Here is a 22,255-nt window from a genome sequence, read left to right as displayed (position 1 = left end):
CTTACCAGCCCAGTTCGTTCGCGGTGGTTTCGGCTATGGCGGGCGAGCAGGTCATGCCCCGGCCGCCGGGCCCGGTCACCAGCCAGACGCCGTCGGCCACCTGCTGGCGGTGGACGACGCGGGTGGTGTCGGTGCACTGCGCGTACACGCCCGCCCAGCGGTGCCTGATCTGCGGCAGCGGGCGGCCCAGGAAGGACTCGACGACCCCGGTGAGGTGCGTGTACGGGTCTTCGAGGGTGTCGAACGCGAAGGGGTGCTCGTACTCGTGGGTGTCGCCGATGGTCAGTCCGCCGTCCTGCCGCTGCACCATCAGGAGCTGCATCTTGTGCGCGGCGGCGATCGGCGCCTGGGCCTGCTCGGCGTTGAGCTCGTCGAGGGCTTCGCTCTTGTAGGCGGGGTAGTAGCGGAAGCTGTCGGCGTCGGCGACCGAGGTCGTCAGGGTCTCGCCGAGCGGGGCGGTCTGCATCATCTGCAGCCGGACGCGGCGCACGGGCAAGTCGGGGACCAGCTCGCGGACCAGTCCGGAGAGCCAGGCACCGGTGGCGAGGACGACGGCGTCGCCCTGGTGGACGTCGCCGTGGTCGTCGCGGACGGCTCCGTTCCCGACGACCTCGCGCACCTCCCGTCCGGGGAGGAAGGTGTAGCGGCCGGACGCCTTGAGGGCTTCGCGCAGGTGGAGCTGTGCGGTGCGCGGCTCCACGGCCGCGTCCCGCTCGCACCACAGGGCGGCCTCGAACGCGCCGCGCAGGGCGGGGTTGATCGCCCGGGCCTCCTCGGCGGTGACCAGCTTGTAGCCGCGGGCGGCGGCGTCGGGGCGGGCCACGGCGGCCTCGGCGACGGCGTGCTCGCGGGAGTTGCGTACCGGGGTCAGGGAGCCGATGGCGCGGAAGCCCAGGCCGGGCACCCGCTCACCGATGGCCTCCCAGAGCTCGCGGGCCCGCAGGGCGGTGTCGAGCTCCTCGCCCCCGGCCCGTCCACTGACCCAGATCTGGCCGAAATTGCGCAATGACGCGCCGCGGGCCTCCGCTTCTCGCTCGATCTGGACGACCTCGTGGCCGCGTTCCACTGCTTGCCAGGCGTGCATGGTGCCTACCACGCCGCCTCCGACGACTATGACTCTCACGTGCTCCAAGGTGGCGGCGGCCCGTGACCCGGGAGGATCGGCCGGGCGACGCCCCGGTGAACAGCCTCCAACGCTTGGACTAGACCCGTTACCGTTCCGTGATGCAGATTCGCCCCCTTTCAGCGATTACGGGGGGCTTCGGCGGGGACTATTCGGGCCGAAGATGGGTCGTGAAGCTGAACCGGTCACCACGGTAGAGAGAACGCACCCGCTCCAGCGGCCTGCCGTCCTGGTCCCGGGAGAAACGATGGATGAGCAGCATCGGGAGCGCGGGCGGGGTGCCGATCAGCAGGGCTTCGCGGGGCGTGGCGAGGACCGTTTCCAGCTTCTCGTCGGCGTCGCCGAAGGAGATGCCGAGGCTGTCGCGGAGGTATCCGTAGAACGAGGAGTCCGGCTGGAAATCGATGTCCAGGCGGGGTGCGCGGGCGACCCGGACGTAGGTGCTCTCCAGGCCGACCCGCTCCTCGTCGGCGAGCAGCACTCGCTCCAGGTGCCAGACCGGCTCCCCGGGCTCGGCGCCGATGCCGGGGGCCACGGGAGCCGGGCAGGGGAAGCGTTCGAGTCCGATCAGATGGCGCCCCGGGGTGCGCCCCTGGCGGCGTACGCCCTCGGTGTAACTCGCCAGCGACAGGGGCTGTTCGAGCTTCGGCCCGGCGGCGACGGTACCCCGGCCCGAGCGGCGCAGCCGGCCCTCCAGCAGCAGCTCGCGCAGGGCCTGGCGGACGGTCTCGCGGGAGACCTCGTACTGCTCGGCGAGATCGCGCTCGGTGGGGAGGAGTCCCCCCTCGCCGAGCTCGTCGAGCAGCCCGGCGATGCGGGCCTTGACGGCGTAGTACTTGGGGATGCGGCCGTGCTCGGGGATGCCGGAGCGGACGGGCAGGCCGGGCTGGTGGTGGTGCGCGTAGGCGGTCGGTTCTTCCACGCTCGGACTCTACGTGGGCTGCATGTACGCGACTGCGCGTACGCGGGCCGGCTGCGCCTACGTGGCCTGCGGGCCGCCCGGCTCCTCGCGCCGCAGCCGTCGGGCCCCGAGCAGGAGTCCGCCGCCGCCGACCAGGGCGGCCGCGGCGCCGGCCCCGTACGCCCAGGCGCCCGCGGTGCGGCCGGTGTCGGCCAGCGCTCCGGCCTCGCCGGATTCGGAGTCGGGGCCCTGGATGTCGAACCGGTAGCCGCCCGCCTCGCCGATCCAGTCGCCGTCGTCGCCCTTGCGCTGCACCAGCGCGGCATCGGCGACGGCCTCGCCGCGCGGGGTGCCGGGGGCGAAGGCGAGCCGGACGGTGACGGTCACCGAGCCGCCGGGGCCGACGGTGAAGCCGGAGAAGGCGTCGCCACCGTCGAAGACGGCGACGATCTCGTCCCGGTCGGTGCGCTCCAGGCTGACGGGGAAGGTGCTGCCGGGGGCGTCGAACTCCATGCGGAAGTGGGCGGGCCGCAGGGCACGGGCCGGGTCGGTGAAGACGACGACGGGGTGGATGGCCGTGCACTCGGTCGCGGTCGTGTTCGTGAGGTCGAGGTACCAGGTCTGCGCCGCGCCACCGGTCCGGTACACCGCCGGACCGCCCCGGATGCGGGCACCGATCGGAAACTGCGTGCTCTTCCCGTCACCGCAGATGGCCTCCACCCGCGAGGGCAACGCGGGCGCGGGACGGGCTCCGCCACCGGTACCGATGTCCGCGAACGCGGTGGGGGCGGCGGTGACGGTGGCGGTGGCGGTGGCCGCGAAGGCGGCTGCGAGGGCGGCTGCGAGGGCGAGGGCTTTGCGCAGTCGCATGAAGAACCCCTACTCGCCGACGACAGAACACCCAACGGAACGACCCGCAGAACGATTGCCGTACAACCCGACAATCACCCCGGCCTTGCCCGCACCCTCCCACGCACGCCCGACCCCCTGTCCAGCACCACGCCCAACTTCTCCCCATTTCCCCCCATCCGGCGGACACAAGCACCCAGCCGAGGCCTGGGCCAACCCCAGCTGGCTGGCGCTCGAGGACCAGGGCCCAGAGCAAACCCAGCCGGCTGGCGCTTGAGGACCGGGGCCCGGAGCAATTCCGGCCCGCTGGCGCTTGAGGACCGGGGTCTGGGGCAACCCCGGCCCGCTGGCGCTTGGGGACCGGGGTCTGGGGCAAACCCGGCCGCCTGACGCCTGGGGAGCGGGGCCCAGAGCAAACCCAGCCGCCTGACGCCTGAGGACCGGGGCACGGAGCAATTCCAGCCGTCCGGCGTTTGAGGACCGGGGTCTGGGGCGGAGCCCCAGGAGCACTTCAGCCCGTCCGGCGATTGAGGACCGGGTCAGGGCGGAGCCCTGGGAACGGTGGAAGGGCGGGTAGGGGACTCCGCCCCGCAGGGCCCAGCATCCGAGCCCCCAGGCGGGGGCGGCCGGCGCGACGGCCCGCGGCCCGCGGCCCGCGGCCCGCGACGAGCTCACCCGGGTCGGGACGCCCAGGAGCCAGGGCTCAGAGGCCAGGGCTCAGAGGCCGGAGGCCAGGGCTCAGAGGCCAGGGGTCAGAGGCCGGAGGCCAGGGCCAGGGGCCAGACACCAAGGGGGCCAGGGGGCCCAAGGCCCACTCACACCCCCCGCCCGAACAACGGGCCAAGCACCAACTCCGCCGCCCCCTCCGCCACACCCCCCTCAGCGAGTTCAACCCTCACCGCACCCCCCACAAAGGCCCGCACCCCCAGAACCCCCCGCACTCCCGCCAGGAACACCCCCGGCGCAGCAGCCACCACCCGCCCCCCGAGCAACACCCGGTCCACATCCAGCAGCGCGACCAGGTTCGCCGCCGCCTCCCCCACGATCCGCGCCGCCTCCTCGAGCCGGCCCCCGGCCACCGCGTCCAGGCACAGCACCTCCGCGCACCCGCGCCCCCCGCACCGGCAGGCCGGCCCGTCCAGCCGCAGCACCTGGTGTCCGAACTCCCCCGCGGCCGAGCGCCGCCCGCGGTAGACCTCTCCGCCACCGGCCAGCCGGAGCCCCGCTCCCAGTCCGGTGCCGACGTGCACGTACGCCACGGCCTCCCCGAAGGCGGCCTCTCCGAAGCCGGCCCCCGCCGCGACCCCCGCGTTGGTGTCCTTGTCCACCCGCACGGGAACCCCCAACCGCCCCTCCAGCACCTCCCGCAACGGGAACCCCTCCCATTCCGGGAACCCCGTCACCCGCCCCAGCACCCCGGTCCGCCAGTCCAGCGGCCCCGGCGCGGCCACGCCGACACCCACAACGGGCCGGTCGCAGCCACCGCCACCGCCACACACCCGCGCGACGGCCCGTACGGCCTCCTCGACCACCGCGTCCGGACCGGCCCCGAAGTCCAGCGGGGCCCGCCCGTCGGCGACGACGCGGCCCGCCAAGTCGACCCGTACCGCCGTGAGCTCGTCCCGGTCCAGGTGCACCCCGACCGCATGCCGCGCCTCCGGCACCAGCCTCAGCAGCGTGCGCGGTTTGCCGCCCGTGGAGGCCTCGCGTCCGGCGTCGGCCACCAGGCCCTCGCCCCGGAGGCGCGCCGCGATCTTGCTGACGGCCTGCGGGGTGAGTCCCGTACGCGCGGCGAGGTCACCGCGGCCGAGCCCGGCGGGGCCGGCTCCGCGCAGGAGGTCCAGGAGGAGCGCGTCGTTGTGCCCGCGCAGCGCCGGCAGGTTCACGCCGCTGCCGCCGCCCGTGTCGCCCCTGCCGGCCCCGCCGACCTCACTGCCCCCGCTACCCCTGCTACCCCTGTCCACCTGCCCATTGTCCACCCTCCTTGCACTTAAGCAACACTGTTGCCAAAGTGGACCCATGAACGCCCCCGCCTCCCCCCTCACCCCCGCCACTCCCCTCCGCGTCGGAGTCGTCGGCTACGGACTGGCCGGTTCCGTCTTCCACGCCCCGCTCGTCTCCGCGACCGAGGGCCTGGTCCTGGACACCGTCGTCACCTCCGACCCGGGCCGCGCCGCCCAGGCCCGCGAGGCCTACCCGGACGTCCGGATCGCCGCCACCGCCACCGAGCTGCTCACCCAGAGCCCCGCCCCGGACCTCGTCGTCATCGCCTCCCCGAACAAGACGCACGTCCCGCTCGCCACCGCCGCCCTCACCGCCGGCATCCCGGTGGTCGTGGACAAGCCGCTCGCCGCCACGGCGGCCGAGGCCCGCGAACTGGCCGCGCTCGCCGACCGGACCGGGACCTTCCTCTCGGTCTTCCAGAACCGCCGCTGGGACAACGACTTCCTCACCCTGCGCCGCCTCATCGCCGACGGCGAACTGGGCGAGGTCCAGCGCTTCGAGTCCCGCTTCGAGCGCTGGCGTCCGCAGCTCAAGGGCGGCTGGCGGGAGTCCGGCGCCCCCGAGGAGATCGGCGGCCTGCTGTACGACCTCGGCAGCCACGTGGTGGACCAGGCGCTGGTGCTCTTCGGCCCCGTCGTACGCGTCTACGCGGAGACCGACGTGCGCCGCCCGGGCGCCGAGGCGGACGACGACACCTTCATCGCCCTCACCCACGCGAGCGGGGTCCGCTCCCACCTCTACGTCAGCGCGACCACGGCCCAGCTGGGCCCGCGCTTCCGCGTCCTGGGATCCCGCGCGGGCTACGTCAAGTACGGCCTGGACCCCCAGGAAGGGGCCCTGCGCGAGGGCCTGCGCCCCGGTGACCCCGAGCGGACCTGGGGCGAGGAGCCCGAGCACCTGTGGGGCCGGCTGGGCTCCGGGGAATCACCGCTGACCGGCGGGGGCACGCCGGTACGGACGGCTCCGGGCGACTACCCCGCGTACTACGCGGCCGTGGCGGCGGCACTGCGCGACGGCGGCCCGGCACCCGTCACGGCCCTGGAGGCGGCGCACTGCCTGGACGTACTGGAGGCGGCCGCCAGGTCGTCGAGGGACGGGGGAGTCGTGGAGCTCCCCGCATCCCGACAAGCCGCCCAAAGCCGAGAAGCCCACTGACCCTGATCAAGGGCCGGAACAGGCCCGCACGACCCTCGACCGGCTCGCACTCGAAGTTTGCGCACGGCGCGCGGGATCTCCTCCATCTGCTTGCGATGCACATCGGAACACCTTGTTGCGGACTTCGTCGCGAAAACCAAGTGCATGCGTCAGGAATGCACAATATCCGTCTTTTTCGGATCTGGGCCATATCAGCCATGAATCGTCGGCACGATTGGCGACATGAAGGCGGACATGGGGCGCAGGTATCGTGCGTACCCCACCGGCGATCAGGACGAGGTCCTGACCGGGTGGGGTCACACCGCGCGCGCTCTCTGGAACGTGGCCCTGGAACAGCGGGTGTACCTGTGGGAACAGCGCCGGTACAGCCTGCGCGCCGTTGAACAGTCCAGGTACCTCACTTCTGCCCGTCATGAGCTGGACTGGATTGGGCAGTTCCCCGCGCAGGCCGGGCAGCAAATCCTGCGCAGCCTCGACCGGGCGTACGACAATTTCTGGAATCCTGGGCATGCTGCTGGGTTTCCAACGCGGAAGAAGCGCGGACACCGCCTGTCGATCCCGTTTCCCGGGCAGGCGGTCGAGGTCCGCAAACTGAACCGCAAGTGGGCCGAGGTTCGTCTCCCGAAACTCGGCTGGCTGCGGTTCCGCCTCTCCCGCGCGATCGGGGGGACGGTCCGTAACGCCACCGTGTCCCGGGACGGCAACGGCTGGCACATCAGCTTCGGCGCTCACACCGGTCGTAAGCCAGACGCACCGAACGGGAAGCCCGCGTGCGGGGTGGATTTCGGCGTCGCCGCATCCGTGTTCGTCTCGACCGAGACCGCACCCCGGCTCATGCCCCCGACGCTCACAGCCAACGAACGAAAGCGGCTGAAAGCGCTGGAGCAGCGCAAGTCCCGCCAGATCACGTACGCGAAGAAGCACCAGGGCGGGAAATACAGCCGCCGCCTGCGCACGACGATCACCCAAATCGCGAAGATCACCACCCGGCGGGCCAACCGACGTCAGGACTTCACGCACAAGCTCACCACCGACCCCGCCAAAAACCACGGCCTGATCGGCATCGAGGACCTACGCGTGAAGAACATGACCAAGTCCGCGAAAGGCGCCACAGAGAGCCCGGGGAAGAACGTCCGGGCGAAGGCCGGGCTGAACCGGTCCATCCTCGACAACACCCCGGGGGAACGACGGCGCCAGCTGGAGTACAAGACCCGCATGTACGGGTCCGTGCTCGTAGCGGTGCCGCCGTTCCACACCTCCCAGACCTGCGGCAACCCTGCCTGCGGGAAGGTTGATCCCCACTCCCGTAAGGGATGCGGCCGGCTGTTCGCCTGTGTCCACTGCGGGCACGAGGACGACGCCGACCACAATGCCTCGGTCGAGGTCGAGGCCCGAGCCCGCCGGACGGGCGGCTCGGACATCAACAGCACGCGCAGCACCACAACGGTGCGAGTCCCGGCCACCGGCCGGAGGCGTACGCGTGAAGCCCCGAAGCCCGCCCATGCGAGCTGAAGGGAATCGCTCCCGTTAACGGGAGCGAGCATCGTCAAGCGTCCTTGAACTCCTGGCGCTGACGGCCGAGCCCGTCGATCTCCAGCTCCACGACGTCGCCCGCCCGCAGGAACGGCTTCGGCTCCGGCTGGCCCGCGGCCACACCGGCCGGGGTGCCGGTGACGATGACGTCGCCCGGGTACAGGGTCATGAACTGGCTGACGTACCGCACGACCTCGCCGACCGCGAAGATCTGGTCGGAGGTGTTGCCGTCCTGCTTGAGCTCACCGTTGACCCACAGCTTGACGTCCAGCACCTGCGGGTCCGGGATCTCGTCCGCGGTGACCAGCCAGGGGCCGAGCGGGGTGAAGGTCTCGCAGTTCTTGCCCTTGTCCCAGGTGCCGCCGCGCTCGTTCTGGAACGCGCGCTCGGTCACATCGTTGACCAGCACGTAACCGCCGACGTGCGCGAGGCCCTCCTCGGGGGAGGCCAGGTAGCGGGCGGTGGCACCGATGACGACGCCGAGCTCGGCCTCCCAGTCGGTCTTCACGCTGGTGCGCGGGATCAGCACGGTGTCGTCGGGGCCGACCACGGTGTCCGGGGCCTTGAGGAACACGATCGGCTCGGCCGGCGCCTCGGCGCCCACCTCGGCCGCGTGCCCGTGGTAGTTCAGGCCGATGCCCACGACCTTGCCTATGCGGCCGACCGCGGACCCGATCCGCAGACCCTCGGCGTCCAGCACCGGGAGCTCACCGGACCCGGCCGCGTCCCGTACCCGGGACAGCACGGAGTCGTCGGCGAGCAGCGCGCCGTCCACATCCGTGATCAGGCCGGACAGGTCCCGCAGGGTCCCGTCCTGGTCGAGCAGCGCGGGGCGCTCCGACCCGACGGGTCCTACACGCAGCAGCTTCATGGGCATTCTCCCGTGGTCGAGGGTGGTCGGCCCATGGGCATGCCCCGGGCCGGACGATGGGTTGCGGCCATCGGAGGATTGGTCGATCCTCCAAGATGTCGGCCTCATCCGCAAGACCCTGTTCACATGGCGGAACGCTCTGCTCCGCTGACCGCCCGCTCGGCAGCCTCCGCCCGGTCCTTCCGGTGCTGGAGCCAGATGCGCTCGGCCACCGACCAGGCGGTGGTGGTGACCAGGTACAGCCCGGCCGCCAGCGGCACCAGGGCAGCCGTGATCAGCGTCCCGAAGGACAGCAAGGGCAGTACGCCGCCCAGCTTGCGCATGACCTCCTGCTGCTCGGCACTCAACCCGGCAACCGCCCCGGCCCCACCGCCCCCGGAGCCCTTACCCCCACCGACCTTGGCCCCGCCGGCCTTGGCCCCGCCGGCCTTGGCGCCGCCGGCCTTGACACCGCTGGCCTTGGCGCCGCCAGGCTTGCCACCGCCCGCCTTGCCCCCGTCGGCCTTGGCCCGGCCGCCGTTCCCCCCGCCGCCTGTACCCCCGTCGGCCTTGGCCCGGCCGCCGTTCACCCCGCCGGCCTGGGCCCCGTTCCCCGTGGCCCCGCTGCCATTGCGCACGCCCTCCTTGACCCCGGCGGCCTTGCCCCCGGCGGCCTTGACCCCGGCGGCCCCGCCCGCCCCGGCCCCGCCCGTCACAGCGGCCAGCGCCACCGCCTTGCGTCCGCGCACCGCACTCCACGCGGCCACCACGGCGACGGCCGCGAACAGCCCGAGGAACACCAGCCCCGACTCGCCGAAGAGGCCGCCCTCCCCGAGGGCCTCGCCCCACCGGTCCCCGAGCGGTGCGGCGAACAGCCGGTGCCCGAGCAGCTCGTTGGCGGCCCCGCCTATCTCCGCCGAGGAGAACGCCCGGTACATGAGGAAGAACACCGGCAGCTGCAGCAGCACCGGCAGCAGACCCGCCACCGGGGTCGCCCCGCGGAAGGCGGCCCGGCTCAACGGGTGCAGCGCGAGCCGCACGAGCACGGTGAACAGCACGATCGCGGCAGCGGTCGCGGACTCGGCCAGCACCGGCTCCAAGAGCCGGCCCAGCACAGCAACAAGATCGATGAAAACGGACACGTGGGCCCTCCGAAGGGACTCGTCGAACGTCGAAAGAGATGCGTTTCGGCGTGACGACCCGCGAGGGGCGGCAAGGTGAAGTGATCAGAAGTGATCAGTAGGAAGGAGCTGCGCGCCCCTACGCGGCCGTCGGAAGGGGACGGCCGGGCGCCCTGGGCCGCGACCGGCCCGAAGCGTCGGGATCACGCTGCGGCAGGAACGCCGTGCGCTTCTCGCGATCACGGATCGCGGTACGTATTCGGTGCGGCGGCACCGGCCGGACCAGCCGGGCGGCCAGGGCCGAGGCGCCGACGGCGAAAGTCGCCGCGAGGACCACCACGACCGCGCCGAGCCCGCCCTCCCCGGCGAACAGCCCGAGGAAGCCGCCGAGCAGCAGGAGCGAGCCCAGCAGGGCCATCAACCGCACGGGGCGGAGCCGACTGTGCTCTGCCATGCGAACCGCCCCCTTCCGCTCCCGCGCGCGAACTCCCGTACAGAATCCGCTACTCGCACCGACGCTCGTACGCCCACACGCACACGCACGTGCCGGTTCTCGTACTCGCGATCGATACTAACCGCGCACACCGACAACGGACGAGACCTCGTTTTGATCCCCGGGCAGCGGATCGCGCGCGAGCACGTCCTCGTCCGGCCGCCACTCCCCCGCTCCACCGTCACCCTCCAGCGGACCGAGCCAGGCCACCGTCAGCGCGACCGCCAGGTTCACCACGAGGGCGACCATCCCCGCGTTCACACCCCACACCGGGTCGTTGCCCGTGAAGACCAGCCCGCAGACGACCGCGACCCCCGCGGCCAGCCCGCACACCGCGGCCACCATCGTGAGCCGGCGCCACACCAGCCCCAGCAGCAGCATCGGCATCAGTTGCGCCATGCCCTCGTAGGACACGAGCGAGAGCCTGACCAGCGTGTTCGGCGCCGTGTACGTCATCACCAGCGCGATCGTCCCGGCGGCCACCACGACCACCTGCGAAGCGAGCTTCTGCCGCTCGCCCGAGCTCCACCGCGGCACGAGCGAGAGCACGCTGCGCCCCCACATCGTGCCGATGACCAGCATGAACACCGCCATCGGCACGATCGACGACAGCGCCGCCGCCACCCCGATCACCCCCACCGCCCACGCCGGCAGGGAGTCCACGACCAGCTTGAACAGCGCGAGGTTGGACTCCGCGCCCACCAGTCCCGGTACGACGAACAGCGCCGCCATGCCCAGCAGCATCGGCACGAAGAGCAGCACGTTGTACGCGGGCAGCAGGATGGCGTTGCGGCGCAGCGCGTCGGCACTCCGCGCGCCCAGGTAACCCGCCACGGTGGTCGGGAAGATGACGACGGTCAGCGCGTTCAGCACGGTGGTGGACGCGAACCACCCCACCCCCAGCTCGCCCCGGCCGCCCTCCCCGCTCCCGGCGCCGGGGAGCGTCAGCCACTGCGGGCGTTCGGCCGTGAGCCGGTCGAAGAGCTCCCCGTAGCCGCCGAAGTAGTGCTGGGGCACGTAGACGGCGAGGAACCCGAGCGTGCAGATGACCAGCGCGTCCTTCAGCACGGACACCCACGCACTGCCGCGCAGGCCGCTCACGACGACGAAGCCGGTGGTGACGGCGAAGGCGATGAAGTACGCCCATTCCAGGGACACCGCCCCGTAGGTCACCGTCGAGACCACGACACCCATTCCGGTGATCTGGAGCTGGATGTACGGAAGCAGGAACACGGTCGCCAGCACCGCGACCGCCGCACCGAGCCAGGGGCGCCCGTACCGGTGGCTCACCATGTCGGTGATGCCGACGAGGCCGTGGCGGCGCGCGTAGTCCCAGAGCATGGGCCCGACGACGTAACCGACGGCGTAGCCGCAGGACATGTACGCGACCACGTACATCACCGGGGCGCCGTAGTTGTAGCCCCAGCCGGCCGCGCCGAGGTAGCTGAAGCTCGTGTACCCCTCGCCCGCCATCAGGACCCAGATGAAGACCGTCCCGAGCGACCGCCCGCCCACCGACCACTCGGCGAGCCCGCCTCCGCCCCCGCCGCGTCCGCCCCGCCCGCGCACCGCGAGCAGTCCGAGCGCGACGGTGGCCACCATGAACACCCCGAAGACGGTGGTCGCCACGGCCGCCTGACTCACCGGTGATCACCGCGCCAGGTCAGCCAGACCGCGAGCGGGGTCAGCAGGGTCGCCCCGATGAACCAGAGGAACAGGAACGGTACGCCGCCCAGCGCCGGCTCCACCCGGTTGGCGAACGGCAGCCCACCGGCGAACAACACGAACGGCACGGCCAGCCACACCAACTGCGGACGTTTCACTCGTTTCCGACGCACCGCCCCACACTACGGTCCATCCACCCGCCAACCCTTCACCGCTTGAGGACCCCCCACACCACGAGCCGGTACTTGGAGCTGTACTCGGGCGTGCAGGTGGTCAGCGTGATGTAGGCACCGGGCTCGCTGTACCCGGCCCCCGGCGTGACGGCGCTGCGCGGGACGGGTGCGATCACCCCGGTGTCGCGCTCGGTCGTCTCCGCCAGCGTCTGCCCGACCAGGTACACGTACCGCTTCCCCCGCACGTCCACGATCAACTCGTCCCCCGCCCTGAGCCGGTTGATGTACCTGAACGGCTCCCCGTGCGTGTTGCGGTGTCCGGCGAGCGCGAAGTTCCCCTCGGCCCCGGGCTGCGCGGTCCCCGCGTAGTGCCCGGCGTACCCCTTGTCGAGCACGGACCGCTTGTCCACGCCCTGCGCGACGGGCACGGCGACGCCGAGACGCGGAATGCGCAGGACCCCGTACGCGGACGCCCGCGGCGGCGGCTTGGCGGTACGCGGCCCGGAGTTCCCGACGGACGCGCCACCCGAGCCCCCGGAACCGTCCGGCCCGTCGGACGGAGCGACGGACGAGCCGGCGGCCGGATCCTCCTCGACCCCGCCCTCACCCTCCTCGGGCACGGGGTCCCACCCGCCCCTCTCCAGCTCCCTCACCACCTCGTGGGCGGCACTCAGCGCCTGCCGGTTGGTCCACCACACCTGGTGCACCACCAGAAGCATCACCACCACGCCCACGGTGACGGCCAGTTCACCCGCCGCCCACAACGCCCCCGCGATACCGGCCCGGCGCACATGCCACGAGCGCCGGCCCTTCCCCTGCACCACGACCCGCACGCGATCTCGCACGGGCGGCACCTTAAGTCCTCCCCCGTCAACTGACCAGCGGCAGTACGCTGCAAACCATGCGCCCCGACACGCCTGCCGAGCACATCGCCGAAGCCGAGCGCCTCATCCGCACGGCGACCCGCTACCCCGAGGACCAGGAGCCCTTGCTCCTCCAGGCCGCGGCCCACCTCGAACTGGCCGACGAACGCGAACGGGCGAGCGCCCTCTACGACCAACTCCTGGCCGCGGAAACGACGGACGCCCCCTCCCTCATCAAGGCCCTCCAGGCGGCCAACCTCTGGGAGTACGGCCACGAGCCCGAGGCCCGCGCCCTCATCCAGGGCATCCGCGCGGCGGCCCCCACGGATCCGGCCCCCTGGGAGGTCATCGCCGAGGCCCTGGAGGCCCACGACGAACTCGAGGCCTCCCACGAGTGCTTCACGGAGGCCGCCACCCTCCTGGCCCCGGACAACACCCCCCTCACCCCGGCCACGACCGCGCTCCTCACGGGCCGCCATCGCGTACGCCGCCTGCTGGCCCTGCCCCACGACGACTGGGACATGGTCGCGGACACCCGCCACATCGGCCCGATCCCGCTGGACGAGCCCCACGACCCCAAGCGCATCTGGGCCCTGGGCTCCGACGACCCCGCCGAACTCCGCGCCGAGATCGCCCGCCTGCGCGCCGAACTCGGCGACCGCCGGGCCGCGCTCTCCCGCCCCTTCCCGGTGGCCATCCTCCACTGGCCGGCCCGCGAACTGGCAGAGCTCCTGACCAGCTACCCCACCCTGTCCACGGAGTACCCCTCCCACGACGCCCACCTGGCCCAGGTGGAATCCTCCCTCCGCACCCTGGCCGCTTCAGGCACCACAAACCTGGGCATCGTCACGGCCAGCGTCCCCTCGTACGAAGCCTTCGCAGCCTCGGAGAAAACCTCCCCGTCCTCCCCGTCCCTCCTGGCGGAATACGCCACCACCCTGGCCGCCCGAGGCAAAGCCACCCCGTGGCCCCCGACCCCGACGACCCCGTGCTGGTGCACATCGGGCCGGGCGTACGGGGAGTGCCACGGCATCGCTGGGGGATGACGGCTCCCGCTCGCGCCCGTTTCGCATCCCGGACAGTGATGGCATAGGGCTGCCTGAAGATCAGGTCATGCGCTAGCGTCGACGGACATCCGCAGGTATGGAGTGGAAGATCCTCCACTGCCGGATACATCCGCCCCTGCGTCCAAAGGTCTGGCGCCCTATGCCCTATTCACCGTCCGGCGACTGGCAGTTCGAAATACCCACACTGGGCAGCAAACAGCTTCCACCAGCTGCCCGCTACCTCGAGTCACTGGCGCATCAGGGGTACGGGTTCGAGGCCGCCATCGCCGACCTCGTGGACAACTCGATCGACGCCGGCGCCCGCAACGTCGTCATCAGTTTTCTGCGCGATGGCGACCGGATCGTGAGCCTGCTGGTCATCGACGACGGTCACGGCATGGACGATGCCGCTCTCGACGTCGCAATGATCGTAGGAGGCCGCGAGAGCTACGGCGACGGGGCGCTGGGGCACTTCGGAGCCGGCCTGAAGGCTGCCTCTCTCTCGCACGCCGGGTCCTTGACGGTCATTAGCCGTACCAAGCGCAGTCCTGCCACCGGGAGGCGCTGGCTGACCGCTCAGGCACAGCAGGACTTCAGCTGCGACATCGTGGATCCGCGGTACTGCCAGGACCTGGTCGACCGCTACGACGGGGTCATCGGCTGGCACGGCACCATCGTCCGCTGGGACAGCGTCCGCGCCTTTGACACCGTGCTTTCCGGCCAGAGCGACCGGTTCCTCAACGAACAGATCGAGAAGCTGGAAACCCATCTCGGTCTCTACCTGCACAGGTTTCTGGCCCAGGACGGGTTCCACATCGACCTCGTCGTCGAGGACGTCCGCACGAAGGAAGAACTCGATCACCGGGGAGTGGTCCCGATCGATCCCTTCGGCTACCGGGTTCCAGGGCGCGCAGGCTATCCACGGACGTACACGGCTCCCATTGAAGGTGTCGGCGATGTCGATCTTCAGGCCCATGTGTGGCCGCCCCGGTCCCAGCTCGTGTCCTTCCGCGGCGTCGGCCCGCTGGCGGACCGGCAGGGCTTCTACATCTACCGCAATGACCGCCTCGTCCAAGCCGGGGGCTGGAACGGCATCCGCAGCGCTGAGACACACCACAGCCTGGCTCGGATCTCGCTCGACCTTCCCTCGTCACCGAACGACGTGTTCAGCCTGACCGTGAAGAAGGACGGCGTCAGCGTCACACCTGCGTTCGCCCGTGGAATCGAAAAGGCCTCCGATGCGAACGGTCACTCCTTTGCCGCCTACGTGGCAGAAGCTGAAAGCGTCTATCGCGAAGCTGCCCGGCGGTCCACCGAAGTGCAGCGCCCGAGTGCCGTCCCGCCGGGCAAGGGGGTCGACCCCAAGCTGAAGCGCACCCTTCGGGACGAGCTACCGCAGATCGAGGGCGAGGAGCCGATCACGTTCCGCTGGGAATCGCTCCCGCCGGACGTCTTCTTCGACATAGACCGCGATGACCACTCCGTGCGGCTCAACAAGGATTTCCGCTCTGCCTTCAGCAACGGCCGGAGAGCTGGAGCCAATGACGCCCCAGCGCTGAAGGGCCTGCTCTACCTCATGCTCGAAAAGAACTTCCGTCTGGGCCGGTCAAGCGCCCAGCGCAACGACGAGATGGCCTTGTGGAACAGCGTCCTGGTGTCTGCCGCACGTTGTGAAATGTCTCGCGGACTGGAGCCGTAGCCCCTGTGACTGACCATCTGCTCAACCTTCACACCGACGTGCTCGCCGCCATGCGCCGCGCGCCGAGGGGCTTCAGCCGAGTCGCGGCCGGACTCTCGGCGACCGATGACGGCCACGACGCTGACCTGGACGTCTTCCGCGCCCGTCTCGCCGCGAGCGACCCAGGACTCATTACGGTCTGGAGCCGCTGTCTGGCCCAGTGGGACGCTGCCCTGACAGCCGACTGGTCTACCGCACCACCCTGCTCGGACGTCCGGCGCGCCGACGCGTACGCCCTCCTGCGCTTCGATGGCGACCTGTCCAAGGCGCTGGATACCGCAGTTCCAGTCGACAAGGGCCCGCAGCCTGTAGTCATCAGCGAGAGCAATCAGGCCTGGTACACACGGGACACAGCGCTGGCCCGTGCGTTCTACTGGCCGGCCTACGAGGACCTCCTGAGGGACAAGGGCTGGAGCGAGACGGCGATCACGAGTCTCGGGGAGGCCGCCCACAACGTCGTCGAACGGCTTGCGGACCCGGCACGGCCGGAGGCGTACGCCGCCCGGGGTCTGGTCGTCGGCTACGTGCAATCCGGCAAGACCGCCAACTTCACGGGTGTCATAGCCAAGGCGATGGACGCCGGCTACCGCTTGGTCATCGTGCTGGGCGGCACACTGAACCTTCTGCGCGGCCAGACGCAGCGGCGGCTCGACATGGAGCTGATCGGGCAGGAGAACATCCTCCGTGGCGCGGACCCGCACGATCTCGACGCTTTGATCGGTGTCGACTACCAGGACGATGAAGACTGGCCCGCAAAGTTCGTCTCACACGGCGGTCGGCCTTCCCATCGTGGAGCCTTCGACATCGAACGCCTCACGACGAAGGACAAGGACTACCAGTCCCTGGAACGGGGCATCCGGGCACTCGACATCGAGAAGGTGGAAAAGGCCCTCCCGCTCCATGACCCGGCTAATCTGCATCATGCGGCAGCCCGCGTGATGGTGGTCAAGAAGAACAAGGCGGTCCTGACAAAACTTGTCAACGACCTCAAGAAGATCGGCCCGATCCTCGGCGAGGTGCCGGCCCTCATCATCGATGACGAGTCCGACCAGGCCTCCGTCAACACCACGAACCCGGCCACATGGGAAGAGGGCAAGGCCAACCGGTCGGCCATCAATGGTCTGGTCTGCGAGCTACTGCACCTGATGCCGCGAGCCCAGTACATCGGCTACACAGCGACCCCCTTCGCCAATGTCTTCGTCGACCCCGACGACTCCGCTGACCTCTTCCCCCGCGACTTCCTGATCTCTCTTCCCCGCCCTGCGGGCTACATGGGAGTGGAGGACTTCCACGACCTGCACTCGGACCTGCCCAGTTCCGAGCTGACGGTCGCAACCTCGCAGGAAGCGGCTCACGTTCGCGGCATCGACGACTGTACGGGTGATCGCCTGCTCGAAGCGATGGACGCGTTCGTCCTGGCCGGGGCTCTGAAGCTCTACCGCGTGGCGAACGAGGTTCCCGAAGGCGCCTTCCGCCACCACACCATGCTGGTGCACGAGTCCGTTCGGGTAGCGGACCACGCGGTACTTGCCGACCGCATCAAGGCGCTCTGGGACTCCTCCTACATGAGCAGCGAGTCTCATCTCCGCCTGGCTGCCCTCTTCGAAGCGGACCACAAGCTGGTGTGCGCCGCCCGCGCTGACGGTCTGCCTGTTCCTGGCTCATACGAGGAACTGCGCCCCCACATCAGCCGCGCCCGGCAGCTCATTTCATCGGGTGGGAGTCCGGTCCTCGTCGTCAACGGCGCGAACGAAAAAGACTACGCACAGCCCGGACTCGACTTCGACCGCACCCCGAACGTCTGGAAGATCCTCGTCGGTGGCACCAAACTGTCCCGCGGTTTCACTGTGGAGGGTCTGACCGTCACGTACTACCGCAGGAAGACCCAGCAGGCCGACACCCTCATGCAGATGGGTCGCTGGTTCGGGTTCCGCGCCGGCTACCGGGATCTCGTCCGCCTCTACATCGGCCGCGAGGAACCATTCGGCAAGAACAAGACGCTCGATCTGTACGAGGCCTTCGAGGCGATCTGCCAGGACGAGGAGGCGTTCCGATCCGAACTCGCCCAGTACGCGGAGATGATCGACGGCGAGCCCCAGCTGACGCCTCGGAAGGTGCTCCCGCTGGTTTCGCAGCACCTCGGTCTCGTCAAGCCGACAGCACGCAACAAGATGTTCAACGCGGAACTGACCGAAATCCGTTCTCCGGGGCGGCCGATCGAGCCGGCCGCATACCCCCGGGATGCTGCCGTGATCGAAGCGAATGCCAAGCGCTGGCTACCGCTCCTCGCCGTGTTCGGTCACTCCTCGCAGACTCTCGAGCTGCCCCCGGACGAGACCAGCCCTCTCACCCGGAGGTTCGAGGCCAAGACCTCACTGATCCCGCATGCCAGCCTGATCGGCGTCCTGCGTCAGCTGGAGTGGGAAGGCGACAACCACTTCGCCCCTCACCTCAACTACCTCTCCAAGCTCGACGGTGAACTCGCCAAGGTGGACGACTGGCTCCTCGTCGCACCACAGACGACATCGAGCCGGCGGGTAGAAGCAAGCGTGCTGAACTCGGCACCAACCTCGCTGGTCAGGCGTAAACGTCAGCTCGACAAGGCAGCCTTTGGCCGCATCTCCGGTATGGAACACCGCCGATGGGCCGAATCCGTCATCAAGAAGGCGGGCGAGGATGTCGACAGCATCCAGGCGGGCGCTCTGGGTGTGGGACCCCGAACAGGAATCGTCCTGCTCTATCCAGTGGTCGACGCGTCTAACGACGCAGGGCTCCTTTCGGCTGTCACGGACGGGACGGCAGATCCCAGGCAGGTAATCATGGCGTTCACAGTGGTATCGCCAACCGCGGCCAACGATTCTTCACGTCGCCTGCTCAGATATCAGGCAATGCGGTCAGGCAGCTGATACCGCCGACGCGGGCAGCCCTCATAGGGGCCGCCCGCGTCCGCCACAAAGATCCACGCACACATCACACCTTCAGACAAGGAAACGGTGCCTTGCTGCCGCTGGACATTGCAGCCGCGACGAACGTCCATTCCCAGGCGTTCCTGGAATCCGACCCCGAGCTGTCAGCGGTGCATACGCGCATCCTCCGCCTGGACCCAGCAGGCCAGCGATTCGCCGCCGTTCTCCGCGATACGATCGACCAGCTCCTCAACGGTGAGGTCACCGGCCGGTACGACTGGAAAACACTCTTCAAGACCGAGAAGACCCACGCGGGGACCCTCGTCGAAATCAATCTCCAGCGGGAGTTCACGTTCGACGACGGCACCGACATGGACTACAAGATCGCGGGCGTCGACGTAGACTGCAAATACTCTCAGCAATTCGGCGGCTGGATGATCCCACCCGAGGCCATGAACCACCTCTGCCTCCTAGTGTGGGCAGATGACTATACAAGCCGGTGGAGTGCGGGACTGCTCCGCATCACCCCCGAGTGGCTGAATCAGGGCAACAACCGCGACCTGAAAATGACAGTCAAGGCAGAGCACAGGAAGAGAATTCTCTGGCTCTGGCACAATGCAGAACTTCCAGAGAACGTCCTGCTCCACATGAGCCCCACGGACCGAAGTGCGGTTTTCTTCCACAAGTCGGGCCAACGCCGCCTCGATGAGCTGTTCCGGCTTGCCCAGGGCCGCCGGATCGGCCGCAATGTCGTCCGTACCGTTGCCCAGCAGAAGGACTACATGAAACGCGTCCGCGGCAATGGCGGCTCCAGGTCCTCACTTCGCGATGAGGGAATCATCATCATGGGTGACTACCGGGCTCACCAGGACATTGCAAGGCAGCTGGGACTCCCCGTGCCCGGGCAAGGTGACTTCGTCAGCGCTCGGGTCATCGAGGCCGACGACCAGCACTCCAAACCACATGCCGTCATCGACGGGACAGCCTGGACTCTGGCCAGCCCCGGCGATATCGCGACGAGGGCCCCGATCCTGCCCGCACACACTGCTGTCGGTAGCGGCACAGAGGAAGGGTGAGAAGCGCCCCACCCTCACCCCTAATCGTCGGCCGCCGGAAGCAGGGCCAGCCCACGGAGAGCGCCCTGAGGTTACGCTCGATAGCGTTCCCTGGGTCCTGGCGGCCGACGGCGACCCAAAGGAGCCGGACCCCCGGCTTCCCGACGTGAAGAAGTCATAAATGACCTTGTGGGTCCCGCCAGAAGGGTCGTGGGCATCATCCGCCGCACGGCGCCGGAACATGCAGGCGATCCGTAGCCGCGACACCAAGCCGGAACGGCTGATCCGCAGCCTCCTCCACGCCCAGGGACTGCGCTACCGGGTGGCGGCCAAACCTCTTCCGAACCTCCGCCGGACGGCAGACATCGTCTTCCGTCCGGCGAAAGTGGCAGTGTTCATTGACGGCTGCTACTGGCATGGCTGCCCAGAGCACTACGTCCCCCCGAAGACCAATAGCGGCTACTGGTCGGACAAGGTAGCTGGGAACATGGCCCGTGACCGGGATACGGACCAGCGCCTCCGGGAAGCCGGCTGGACCGTGCTCCGGTTCTGGGAGCACGAGCCGTCCGACGAGTGCGCCCTGCGGATCGCAGCGGAGATCGAGAAAAGACGTGCCCGCAAGGAACGTGCGGGCACGGACTGATCAGATCTTCCTCCGGTCCCTCTCCCGGGCAGCCTCCAGGACCTGGATGATCGACTTGCCGACCGCAGTGGCCACAGGCGGCGGGAAGGCATTGCCCACTTGCCGGTATTGCGCCGTCTTGCCTCCGTCGAATTCCCAGTCCTGCGGGAACCCCTGAATGATCGCGGCTTGCTTCACCGTGATCATGGGCCCGTCGTCGCCCAGGAGATCCCGGCCCTCGGTTTCCTTCACCCGGCACGTCTCGGCGTCATTGGCCACACCGAGCCCCGAAACGCCGAGCATCTTCCAGGCCGCCTTGGCCCGGCTGGGGCCCAGGTCCGCACCGCCATGCTTCTTCGAGCCTCCGACGAGGGTGGGCGCGATGCCTCCGCCCTTGCCCTTCAACTCGGCGTCACGCTCTGTCGCCCTTGCCAGCCACGCGTCGTAGGCCGCACGGGCGCGCTGCCCGTAGGCACCCTCGAAGTAGGGCTCATAGCGTTCCAGCATGGTTGCCTGGAGTGCTTCCACCACACTCACCGGGTCCTCGTGCGTGGGCGACGGCCACTCGTATTTCACGTCCTTGAGCACGTCGTTCCGGAAGGCGACCAGAATGGCGCGGGGACGAAGCTGCGGAACGCCGAAGTCGCTCGCCTCCAGAACTCCCCACTTGCAGACCGTGTAGCCGAGACCGGCTGCCGTTGCGACGCTGCCGTCTTCTTCGCGGTACTGGCCGCCCTGCAGCTGCGCAACGATCCAGTCCCGGTAGTCGGAGAACTTGGGATCCATGATCCCGCGAACGTTCTCGATCATCACGGCACGGGGGTTCAGCTGCTTGACGAGCTCCATCATCCGCGGGAAAAGGTCACGCTCGTCGTCCTTGCCCAGCTGCTTCCCCGCGTGTGAGAACGGCGGGCACGGTACGCCGCCCGCCAAGAGGTCCAGGCCGTTGCTTTCCAGCAGCCCGCCGCTCTTCTTCAGGTCCCTGGCGGGCTCGAACTCCTTGACGTCCGTCGGAGGCAGAAGATCGCAGTGCTCCTTCTCCCAGGCCCAGGCCTTCTGCGTATCGATGTTCTTGCGGAGCGTTCCGACCGCGTGCGTATCAATCTCCACGAGCGCGAGGTGCCTGAAGCCAGCTTCGTGCAGCCCGATGGCCTGCCCGCCAGCTCCAGCGCAGATCTCAATCGAGGTGAACTTCGCATCAGTGTTGGTCATACACCCTCCTTCAAACACGAACCCACTGGCACTCTGCGCACCAGCCATCACAGAGGGTGACAGACCCCACTGACAAAGACCTTCCCAAGTGTGCGACACGATTCGGCCTGATCAGTACGCCCCACGCTTCATGGCGAACGCTCGTACGGTATGCACCATGCGAAGCCCCTCGTGGACATGGGATGAACTGCTGCTGGCCTGCGCGCTTGTGGTCAGGAACGGATGGCGAGAGCTGCGGGTAGGAGATCCAGCTGTGACTGAGCTCTCCGGGCTGCTCCGGTCCCTCCCCCTGCCTAAGCGCGCCGGCCTGGCAGAGCACCTTCCTGAGTACCGGTCTGTTGGGAGCGTCTCGCGCAAGACCACAGATCTTGCTTCCAACCGCCGCGGCTACTCGGGCAGGCCCACCAAGGGCGGGCGTCTGGACAAGCTGATCATCGAGGCGTTCCTCGCGCACGAGGACGAGATGCTTCGGGCTGCTCAAGCCATCGAGGCCGGCATCGGCTCGGGTCAGCTCGCCCTGATTCCTGAGCAGCCTGACGAGGCGGACGATGACGGGACGACCGCTACTGAAGGCCGGCTGCTCGCACGCTGGGCGATCTCCCGGGAGCGAAACCCAGGGTTGCGCAAGCGCAAGATCGCCCGGGTTCGCGAACTCGGCCTGCCCCTCCAGTGCACGGTCTGTGCCTTCGACTTCAGCTCTGCGTACGGAGCGCTTGGCGACGGATACATAGAAGTCCATCACACGCTGCCGCTCCACATCTCGGGCCCGCGTGAGACCAGACTGAGCGATCTCGCTCTGCTGTGCGCCAACTGCCACCGCATGTGTCATCGCAGCCGCCACGGGACGACTTGGCGCACTCCTGACGAGCTGAAAGTGGAAATGGAAATGCCTGCACGCCACCCATTCCAATAGGAGCGGGTCTGAGCACGCAGCGTTCCAGCCCAA

At 69.3% G+C, this 22,255-nt stretch carries 19 protein-coding genes; 8 read left to right on the top strand and 11 right to left on the bottom strand.

Translation table 11 applies throughout. From position 1 onward, the window contains the following. Nucleotide 1: 1 nt before the first annotated feature. The 4 genes from ACFWBW_RS15280 to ACFWBW_RS15265 all read right to left on the bottom strand — a co-directional run bounded on the left by ACFWBW_RS15280 (nt 2) and on the right by ACFWBW_RS15265 (nt 4,837). Entirely contained in the window at nt 2–1,123 is a 1,122-nt protein-coding gene (locus ACFWBW_RS15280; RefSeq protein WP_385372477.1) for a TIGR03364 family FAD-dependent oxidoreductase, read from the bottom strand. 148 nt (nt 1,124–1,271) lie between these two features. Continuing rightward, nucleotides 1,272–2,045 carry a GntR family transcriptional regulator gene (locus tag ACFWBW_RS15275; RefSeq protein WP_385372474.1) on the bottom strand — a complete coding sequence of 258 codons (774 nt, stop codon included), beginning with the start codon at nt 2,043–2,045 and terminating at the stop codon, nt 1,272–1,274. Between the two features lie 57 nt (nt 2,046–2,102). Further along, nucleotides 2,103–2,894, bottom strand: coding sequence for a hypothetical protein (locus ACFWBW_RS15270; RefSeq protein WP_385372471.1), 792 nt, complete (start codon nt 2,892–2,894; stop codon nt 2,103–2,105). A gap of 794 nt (nt 2,895–3,688) precedes the next feature. After that, on the bottom strand, nt 3,689–4,837 hold the full coding sequence (locus ACFWBW_RS15265) for an ROK family protein (protein WP_385372469.1): 1,149 nt from the start codon (nt 4,835–4,837) through the stop codon (nt 3,689–3,691). 55 nt (nt 4,838–4,892) lie between these two features. Between ACFWBW_RS15265 and ACFWBW_RS15260 the strand changes: the two genes are divergently transcribed. Both ACFWBW_RS15260 and ACFWBW_RS15255 read left to right on the top strand, forming a co-directional pair. Then, the gene (locus tag ACFWBW_RS15260) at nt 4,893–6,032 is read left to right on the top strand and encodes a Gfo/Idh/MocA family oxidoreductase (RefSeq protein ID WP_385372466.1); all 1,140 of its coding nucleotides are present in this window, start codon (nt 4,893–4,895) and stop codon (nt 6,030–6,032) included. Nucleotides 6,033–6,254: 222 nt separating this feature from the next. Then, nucleotides 6,255–7,544: an RNA-guided endonuclease InsQ/TnpB family protein gene (locus tag ACFWBW_RS15255; RefSeq protein WP_385372463.1), complete on the top strand. Its 1,290-nt coding sequence runs from the start codon at nt 6,255–6,257 to the stop codon at nt 7,542–7,544. Nucleotides 7,545–7,578: 34 nt separating this feature from the next. Here the strand turns inward: ACFWBW_RS15255 and ACFWBW_RS15250 are convergent, their stop codons facing one another. The 6 genes from ACFWBW_RS15250 to ACFWBW_RS15225 form a co-directional block, all read right to left on the bottom strand. Beyond that, complete coding sequence (locus ACFWBW_RS15250; protein WP_385372460.1) at nt 7,579–8,436, bottom strand: fumarylacetoacetate hydrolase family protein; 858 nt, start codon at nt 8,434–8,436, stop codon at nt 7,579–7,581. A gap of 122 nt (nt 8,437–8,558) precedes the next feature. Beyond that, nucleotides 8,559–9,557, bottom strand: coding sequence for a hypothetical protein (locus tag ACFWBW_RS15245; protein WP_385372457.1), 999 nt, complete (start codon nt 9,555–9,557; stop codon nt 8,559–8,561). A gap of 118 nt (nt 9,558–9,675) precedes the next feature. Continuing rightward, on the bottom strand, nt 9,676–9,990 hold the full coding sequence (locus ACFWBW_RS15240) for a DUF6412 domain-containing protein (RefSeq protein ID WP_385372454.1): 315 nt from the start codon (nt 9,988–9,990) through the stop codon (nt 9,676–9,678). Between the two features lie 117 nt (nt 9,991–10,107). Next, a complete protein-coding gene (locus ACFWBW_RS15235) occupies nt 10,108–11,631 on the bottom strand; it encodes a sodium:solute symporter (RefSeq protein ID WP_385372651.1) in 1,524 nt (507 codons plus the stop codon). Between the two features lie 38 nt (nt 11,632–11,669). Continuing rightward, the gene (locus tag ACFWBW_RS15230) at nt 11,670–11,867 is read right to left on the bottom strand and encodes a DUF3311 domain-containing protein (RefSeq protein WP_385372451.1); all 198 of its coding nucleotides are present in this window, start codon (nt 11,865–11,867) and stop codon (nt 11,670–11,672) included. 35 nt (nt 11,868–11,902) lie between these two features. Next, entirely contained in the window at nt 11,903–12,712 is an 810-nt protein-coding gene (locus tag ACFWBW_RS15225) for a class E sortase (protein ID WP_385372449.1), read from the bottom strand. A gap of 56 nt (nt 12,713–12,768) precedes the next feature. On the opposite strand from ACFWBW_RS15225, the gene ACFWBW_RS15220 reads away from it, so the two are divergent. The 5 genes from ACFWBW_RS15220 to ACFWBW_RS15200 all read left to right on the top strand — a co-directional run bounded on the left by ACFWBW_RS15220 (nt 12,769) and on the right by ACFWBW_RS15200 (nt 20,118). Continuing rightward, on the top strand, nt 12,769–13,776 hold the full coding sequence (locus ACFWBW_RS15220; protein ID WP_385372446.1) for an SEC-C metal-binding domain-containing protein: 1,008 nt from the start codon (nt 12,769–12,771) through the stop codon (nt 13,774–13,776). A gap of 160 nt (nt 13,777–13,936) precedes the next feature. Then, nucleotides 13,937–15,475 (top strand): ATP-binding protein, encoded by a 1,539-nt coding sequence (locus ACFWBW_RS15215; protein WP_385372443.1) that lies wholly within the window; start codon nt 13,937–13,939, stop codon nt 15,473–15,475. Nucleotides 15,476–15,480: 5 nt separating this feature from the next. After that, the gene (locus tag ACFWBW_RS15210; RefSeq protein ID WP_385372440.1) at nt 15,481–18,420 is read left to right on the top strand and encodes a Z1 domain-containing protein; all 2,940 of its coding nucleotides are present in this window, start codon (nt 15,481–15,483) and stop codon (nt 18,418–18,420) included. A gap of 92 nt (nt 18,421–18,512) precedes the next feature. Continuing rightward, nucleotides 18,513–19,496: a NaeI family type II restriction endonuclease gene (locus ACFWBW_RS15205; RefSeq protein ID WP_385372437.1), complete on the top strand. Its 984-nt coding sequence runs from the start codon at nt 18,513–18,515 to the stop codon at nt 19,494–19,496. Between the two features lie 160 nt (nt 19,497–19,656). Beyond that, nucleotides 19,657–20,118, top strand: a complete 462-nt coding sequence (locus ACFWBW_RS15200) for a very short patch repair endonuclease (RefSeq protein WP_385372434.1) — start codon at nt 19,657–19,659, stop codon at nt 20,116–20,118. On the opposite strand, the gene ACFWBW_RS15195 is transcribed toward ACFWBW_RS15200, so the two are convergent. After that, complete coding sequence (locus ACFWBW_RS15195) at nt 20,119–21,309, bottom strand: DNA cytosine methyltransferase (protein ID WP_385372432.1); 1,191 nt, start codon at nt 21,307–21,309, stop codon at nt 20,119–20,121. Nucleotides 21,310–21,562: 253 nt separating this feature from the next. Here ACFWBW_RS15195 and ACFWBW_RS15190 point away from each other — a divergent pair, with 253 nt between their 5' ends. Then, nucleotides 21,563–22,222 (top strand): HNH endonuclease, encoded by a 660-nt coding sequence (locus ACFWBW_RS15190; protein WP_385372429.1) that lies wholly within the window; start codon nt 21,563–21,565, stop codon nt 22,220–22,222. Nucleotides 22,223–22,255: the final 33 nt, after the last annotated feature.

This window comes from Streptomyces sp. NPDC059957 (assembly GCF_042730015.1).
Classification (GTDB): Bacteria; Actinomycetota; Actinomycetes; order Streptomycetales; family Streptomycetaceae; genus Streptomyces.
This window is presented reverse-complemented; position numbering and strand designations above follow the sequence as displayed.

What these genes read in the sequence shown, in the direction of transcription:
- ACFWBW_RS15260 (WP_385372466.1), top strand. Translation starts at nt 4,893, where the DNA reads ATGAACGCCCCCGCCTCCCCCCTCACCCCCGCCACTCCCCTCCGCGTC.
- ACFWBW_RS15220 (WP_385372446.1), top strand. Translation starts at nt 12,769, where the DNA reads ATGCGCCCCGACACGCCTGCCGAGCACATCGCCGAAGCCGAGCGCCTC.
- ACFWBW_RS15240 (WP_385372454.1), bottom strand. Translation starts at nt 9,990, where the DNA reads ATGGCAGAGCACAGTCGGCTCCGCCCCGTGCGGTTGATGGCCCTGCTG.
- ACFWBW_RS15195 (WP_385372432.1), bottom strand. Translation starts at nt 21,309, where the DNA reads ATGACCAACACTGATGCGAAGTTCACCTCGATTGAGATCTGCGCTGGA.
- ACFWBW_RS15200 (WP_385372434.1), top strand. Translation starts at nt 19,657, where the DNA reads ATGACCTTGTGGGTCCCGCCAGAAGGGTCGTGGGCATCATCCGCCGCA.
- ACFWBW_RS15270 (WP_385372471.1), bottom strand. Translation starts at nt 2,894, where the DNA reads ATGCGACTGCGCAAAGCCCTCGCCCTCGCAGCCGCCCTCGCAGCCGCC.
- ACFWBW_RS15235 (WP_385372651.1), bottom strand. Translation starts at nt 11,631, where the DNA reads ATGGTGGCCACCGTCGCGCTCGGACTGCTCGCGGTGCGCGGGCGGGGC.
- ACFWBW_RS15255 (WP_385372463.1), top strand. Translation starts at nt 6,255, where the DNA reads ATGAAGGCGGACATGGGGCGCAGGTATCGTGCGTACCCCACCGGCGAT.
- ACFWBW_RS15250 (WP_385372460.1), bottom strand. Translation starts at nt 8,436, where the DNA reads ATGAAGCTGCTGCGTGTAGGACCCGTCGGGTCGGAGCGCCCCGCGCTG.
- ACFWBW_RS15215 (WP_385372443.1), top strand. Translation starts at nt 13,937, where the DNA reads ATGCCCTATTCACCGTCCGGCGACTGGCAGTTCGAAATACCCACACTG.